Raw genomic sequence first — 6,200 nt, 5'->3', positions numbered from 1 at the left:
GGGGAATGGGGAATGGGGAATTATTGAACAAGTCTTCCCCCCTTCCTTGTCTCTTCTTTATTCCCAATGCCCAATGCCCTATTCCCAATGCCCTAAAAGACTCCCGTTTGGGTTTCGACCTCAATCAACTCAAAGCGGTAATTTTCAATTACGGGATTTGCTAGCATTTGGTCACAAATGCGATCGAGGTCTTGACGAGCTTTCTTTTCCTCAGTCGAGGTGATGGTGAGTTCAATGTACTTGCCAATCCGCACCTGGTCAACGTTATCGTATCCCAGTTGCTGAAGACCGGATTGTACAGCCACACCAGCAGGGTCTAAGACTGAAGGACGAAGGGTTACAAAAATTTTGGCTAGATACTTGGTTTGCACGGCTTTTGCTGAATGCTGCGATCGCTATACTATAACTTTCTGTTCCAACTGAGTGAAAATAAGATTACGAAGCAGTTAAAGTTAATTGATCAATTAGCCCATCTAACAGCTTCAACTACAGTGGCATATTTAAATAATTGTCTATGAGAGCTATACGCACCCGCAGTCAAGAGCGTATTTTCAACCTGCTGAAAACCATCAAAAAAGGCATTTCTGCCCAGGATATTTACGTAGAATTACGTAATACAAATCAGAGTATGGGTTTAGCAACAGTTTACCGTTCTTTAGAAGCCTTAAAACTCGAAGGCATAGTACAAGTACGGAATTTGGCTAATGGTGAAGCCCTCTATAGCCTAGCCCAGCAAGACAAACATCACCTTACCTGCTTGCAATGCGGTGTCTCAATTCCGATTCATCAATGCCCCGTACATGATTTAGAAGAGCAGTTAGAATCTAGTCATAAGTTTAAAGTTTTTTACCACACCCTAGAGTTTTTTGGGTTGTGCAGCCTATGCCAAGTAAATCAAGCTGCTGGGACTGGTCAATAATTATACCAATTCTATGAGAGGAATAAAGCGTATTTTACTTCTTTTAGCGCAACGGGGCGTAGCCCATTCTGAATTCCGACTCCCAAATTATGCTGTAATAAATGCTTTATTCAAATAAAACTCAACCAACTAAATACGTCTGCAACTGTTAATTGCCAATTTGCCAAAACACTCAAAACTGGTAAAATATCTTGCTGTTCTTTTAATTCCGGTAATTTATTGGGTTCAAAAATCATGATTGACTCATCAGCAGAATCTAGCAACCAACCTAGCTTTGCTCCATTTTGAATAGAAAATGTAATTTTGCGGATAACTCGGTTGGGTGATTGTTCTGGTGACAGAATTTCAATTATCCAATCTGGAGGAATTTCAAATTTATTTGTAATTCTACCTTTTGCATCAAGGGGAATTCTTGGCCATTCAAATACAGCAATATCTGGTACTATCGAAAGTCCGCTAAACGTGCAGCGTAATTCAGTAAAGGCATAAGCTAACTTTTGTGATTTTGCAACTTGATTGATGGCAGAAGCTAATTCAATTTGTAAAGTGCTATGTTTTCCTTGTGGCATAGGTTTTTGGTAGATTTGCCCGTTAAAATACTCACTGGCTGGTTTTGTTTCTGGTAGTTTTAAAAACTCATCTACACTTGGTGCTGTGTTTGGCTGAATAGATAACGTCATAGATTTATAACTTATCAAAACTTGATTATTTGAGCCTGAGAAAAATGAAATAAATATTGCGTAGGCGTAGCCCGTTGTAGACATTGCGCTAGCTTACTATCAGGTATCGCCTAAAATTTATTTCCCGTCTTCTATTGCACCTAGTGCTTTGAGAGTGGCAATTTCTACTGGGATTAAACCTTTAATACCTGTGATGTTCATGCGTTCATAAGGGCGATCGCTTCTCAATGTTTTTAGACATTCACCAGTTACAACATCCCAAATATTGATTGTTTCATCTTGGCTACCACTAATAAGAGTTTTACCATCAGGATTGAAGGAAACTGAAAATACCTCAGCAGTATGTCCACATAGTGTTTGAAAACATTCTCCAGTCGGGATATGCCACAACTTAACAGTACTATCTTCACTAGCTGTAGCAAGGATTTGTCCATCAGCACTAAAAGCTACTTCCTGCACTCCATTCGAGTGTCCTGGCAAAATTTTGAAGCATTCGCCTGTGTCCACATCCCATAACCTTACTGTATAGTCGGAACTCGCGCTAGCAAGAGTTTTACCGCCAGGATGGAAGTCAACCGAGCGAATTGTACCACTATGTCCCTGTAGAATTTTTAAGCATTCACCTGTATTCACATCCCATAATTTTACTTTTGAGTCAGAACCCCCACTAGCTAATGTTCCATCAACAGGATTAAATGCAACTGAACGTACTGTATATGGATCTCCATTAATAGTTGTTAGGCATTTACCTGTTTCAATTGACCATAACTTCAATTTTTTATCAACACCACTACTAGCTAGTAGCTTCCCATCAGGACTAAAAACAACTGAGAATATCCAATCAGTATGTCCATATAAAATTGTTAGGCATTCACCTGTTTCGATATTCCATAATCTAACTTTTGCGTCAGCACCACTACTGGCAAGAACCTTTCCACAAGGACTAAATGCAACTGAAAATACCCAATCAGTATGTAGTTGCAAAGTTCTTAAACATTTACCTGTGTTGGCATTCCATATAACTGTTGCATCATTTCCTCCACTAGCAAGAGTTTGACCAGATGGACTAAAGGCTACCGAACTTATCCAATTGGCATGACCCTGCACAGTTTTTAAGCATTCACAGGTATTGATATCCCATATTTTAACCGTTTTATCATAACTACCACTAGCAAAGGTTTGACTAGATGGATGAAAGGCTATTGAACGCACTATATTAGTGTGTCCTTGAATTATATTTAAGCATTTCCCAGTTTGAACATCCCAGAGCCGTACTGTTTGGTCGCCACCACCACTAACAATTATTTGATCGCAATTGCTAAAGACAACTGACATTACAGCGCTAGTATGACCTTGGAGAATATTCAGGCATTTCCCTGTTTTAATATTCCATAAACGTATTGTGCTGTCACTACTACTACTGGCAATAATTTCGCCAGTAGAATTTAAAGCAATTGAGCGTATCCCATCCGTGTGACCATCAAGAATTTTCAAGCATTTTCCACTATTAATATCCCAGATTCGTATTGTTTTGTCTTCACTAGCACTGACTAACATCATTCCAGAAGGGTCAAAAGCTACTGAACGTATATAATCGCTATGGCCATGAAAAGCTGTCAGTGATTCTCCAGTATCAACATTCCAAAGCCTGATTATATTTTCATTACCATTACTAGTAAGTAGTCTACCAGAAGGACTAAAAGCAATTGAACTTATTCCAGAAGCATTACCTTGCAAAGTATTCAGACATTCTCCTGTCTGAATACACCATAGTTTTATTGTTCGATCGTAACCACCACTCGCAAGTATCTGATCGGAAGGACTAAAGGCAATTGAAGGTATCATACTACCATGCCCTTTGCAAGTTAAAATCTCTTTATATGTCGCAGTTTCTAACAAGCGAACTACGCCATTACCATCACCTGTCGCTAGTAGTTTTCCATCTGGACTGTATGTAACTGAAAAGACTGCACCTAAAGCTTGTGTAAAAGCACAATTTGCTAAATTTGCTTCCGCAAAATTCACGCTTTGCAAACGAGCATTACTAAAATCTGTCCCTTTAATCAAAGTACCACTTAAATCTCTCCCCTCCAAGGCTCCCTTATCTATCTTCACTGCTAAGGTCGCCGCATTTCCGCCAACATAACCAACTTCATCCTCACTTCTAAAGCGTGTCGCTTCAATAACCTTAATTAGCGAATCATTATCCCCTAACATTGGCACAAGCAAATCCATCACAGCTTTTGTGAGTGGTGCTTTACCAAAAGTTTCTCTCAATTTCTCAAAAGACTCACTTGTAAATGCTTTTAGTGGTGCAATAATATTATCTTTGCGTGCAAAATAACCAGACCATGTATAATCAACAGGCACTGCACTGCTATCCAAACCTGACTGTGCTTGGGCTAATTCAGTAAAATCGCTAGCCAACGCTCCCAATTCTGCTGCAAATTTATACGCTACAAAAAACTCTAACAGCGATCTATGAGCCGGAGTGTAGTCACCATCAGCATTACGCACAAGCATAGTTTGCGCCATCATGTCATAATGCCAGTGGTCTAAATCCTTCTCTTCTTGAACAACAGAACCAAATAAGCGGCGGATGCGTTCTGGGAACAGCCGATAATTGAGGCTCATTTTGTCAGTAGACAGCATTTCCCAAGAAAGCTCGCACAAAAAGTATAGCTTTTCTGCCAGAGATGTAAAAGTGCGATCGCTCTTAATATCCCGTTCCATTTTCCGCCGCACCGCATACAAGTAAACCCGCGACATATCCACAGGTTTACCCGCCTCAATATCTGGCAAAGCTTCCAAAATTAACTCTGTCATCACCGGACGACGGGCTAAATCCAATAACTGCGGATTTCCCATTACTTGTTCAACTGTTGCAGTTCCCGTTTGATGCGACAACACCAGTCGAATTTGCTCGTCGTTAAATTTCTCCAGTTCCAACACTTCAAATTGCGGTGTTTCCCCCGTCAGTTGCTTGGTAGAAGCTTGTAACTCGGCATTGAGTAAAGCGCGTCCTTCCTTCGCGTCGGGAAAATGTTCGGTGCGACAAGTCAGGACAACCTTAGCACCGGGAACTACTACTTTAGCCAGTTCCCAAAAGTTATTAATCATCTGCTGACGGTCAACTTTTGCTGCCATTTCGTCAAAACCATCGAAAATTAGCAGCAATTTGCCCATCTGGTTCAACTGGTCAAATACTTCGCTAGTTAAACGAATATTATGTTGTGTAAAAAAGAACCCTGCTAAAACGTTCTCAACATTTATTGCTTTGGCAAAATCTCGCAGCGTAATTACCAAAGGCAAACGAGGACGCTCAACACCGCGTTTCTGGGCATCTCGGTAACGTTGCAATGCCACCCAAGCATAATGGAAGGCAAACCAAGTTTTCCCCGTACCAAATTCTCCTAGTATAGAAATATGCTCTTTGGCGGGATCATCCAACCACATATCAATATAACCATCAATCCAACCATCGCGATCGCTATAGTGACTAATGCCGATACGCTGTTTAGTATCGGGGTCAATTTCCTCTTTTGTGCAAGCTAGAGGAACGTATTTTGTATCGATTTGCCGCCGGATAATTTCTGCTTCTAACCAATCGAGATAATCGCTAAAATCAGCATCTTGGTCAATGAGTTCGTCAAAAGTGTAACAACCTAAGTGGCGATTTTCCTCTTTTTCTACCTCATTCCGCGCCGCGCGTGCAATCCGTCTGGCTGTTACTAGCCAACCTTCATCAGTTCTCTGCTGTTCCACAGAAGAACGCAAAACTGCTACATCCTTGAGTCCAACTTCGCCCTCAATTCCCCGAATTAGAATGCGGTCATATCGGTTACGCCGTGTCGGAACATTAATAATCCACTCAAAATATGAATCGCCCCAAATTTCATACTTTTCAAAACGATAGCCCAAGGTTTCAAACCAGCCGCGCATTTGTTGAGCTAGGGCAATGGCTCGACATTTATTTTCAGTAGATGTTTCAGTCGGCAGCAGCGCGGGAGAACTTTGTTCAGCCAACCGCGCTATTTCTGTCCGAATACCTTCCAGCGTCGGCAACCTATCGAGTAATTCTTGGATATTTGCAATGCGTTTTTGCAAAGAGCCAATTTGTTGACTCATAAGTGTATCTGCTGGGTTGCGAGTGCGTTTAGCAACTTCTGCAAAAACAATATAAAATGCGGCAACTTCTCGTCTAATGTCAATTCCCAAACTTCTAATGTCATCACCCAACGAGTATGCATCAAGCCAAGCATCAACCTCAGAAAGTAAAATTGAGGGGTTATTATGGTCAAATGCTTTGCGGAAAGCCTGTTTTATTGCTTCTTGGCGAAAAAGTTCTAAACAAGGCTTGGGTTTTCCAACGCCGTACTCTACCAGTGAGTATGCATAAACCCCACTAAAATCTGCTGGTGGATGTTCTGGATCAAGTTTGAACTGCTGAAGTAACTTAATTACAGTCTCATTGCGCTGAATTTTTTCCTTAATTAAAGGATTTGCGATCGCAATAATAGCGCTGATAACTTGTTCCGGGTTAATTATCATTAGTTATTAGTCATTTGTCATTGGAAAGAGACAAGGAAGCAAGTTGTTCC

Annotated in this window: 4 protein-coding genes; 1 reads left to right on the top strand and 3 read right to left on the bottom strand. The window is 40.9% G+C overall.

Annotation, left to right across the window (positions count from 1 at the left end):
* Window positions 1–92 precede the first annotated feature (92 nt).
* The gene (purS, locus tag GNF10_RS02600; RefSeq protein WP_012412776.1) at window positions 93–371 is read right to left on the bottom strand and encodes a phosphoribosylformylglycinamidine synthase subunit PurS; all 279 of its coding nucleotides are present in this window, start codon (window positions 369–371) and stop codon (window positions 93–95) included.
* A gap of 143 nt (window positions 372–514) precedes the next feature.
* Between purS and GNF10_RS02595 the strand changes: the two genes are divergently transcribed.
* Complete coding sequence (locus GNF10_RS02595) at window positions 515–919, top strand: Fur family transcriptional regulator (protein WP_185580351.1); 405 nt, start codon at window positions 515–517, stop codon at window positions 917–919.
* A gap of 110 nt (window positions 920–1,029) precedes the next feature.
* Here GNF10_RS02595 and GNF10_RS02590 read toward each other — a convergent pair whose 3' ends face one another.
* Window positions 1,030–1,599: a Uma2 family endonuclease gene (locus tag GNF10_RS02590; protein ID WP_185580350.1), complete on the bottom strand. Its 570-nt coding sequence runs from the start codon at window positions 1,597–1,599 to the stop codon at window positions 1,030–1,032.
* A 117-nt stretch (window positions 1,600–1,716) separates the two neighbouring features.
* Window positions 1,717–6,150, bottom strand: coding sequence for an NACHT domain-containing protein (locus GNF10_RS02585; RefSeq protein ID WP_185580349.1), 4,434 nt, complete (start codon window positions 6,148–6,150; stop codon window positions 1,717–1,719).
* Window positions 6,151–6,200: the final 50 nt, after the last annotated feature.

The sequence above is a fragment of the Nostoc sp. UCD121 genome (assembly GCF_014222285.1).
Lineage (GTDB): Bacteria > Cyanobacteriota > Cyanobacteriia > Cyanobacteriales > Nostocaceae > Nostoc.
Note: the sequence above shows the minus strand (reverse complement) of the source record. Positions and strands in the feature narration are given on the sequence as shown.

Bases quoted from the DNA above. Each gene is read 5' to 3' on its own strand.
- GNF10_RS02595 (WP_185580351.1), top strand. From the start codon at position 515: ATGAGAGCTATACGCACCCGCAGTCAAGAGCGTATTTTCAACCTGCTG.
- GNF10_RS02585 (WP_185580349.1), bottom strand. From the start codon at position 6,150: ATGATAATTAACCCGGAACAAGTTATCAGCGCTATTATTGCGATCGCA.
- GNF10_RS02590 (WP_185580350.1), bottom strand. From the start codon at position 1,599: ATGACGTTATCTATTCAGCCAAACACAGCACCAAGTGTAGATGAGTTT.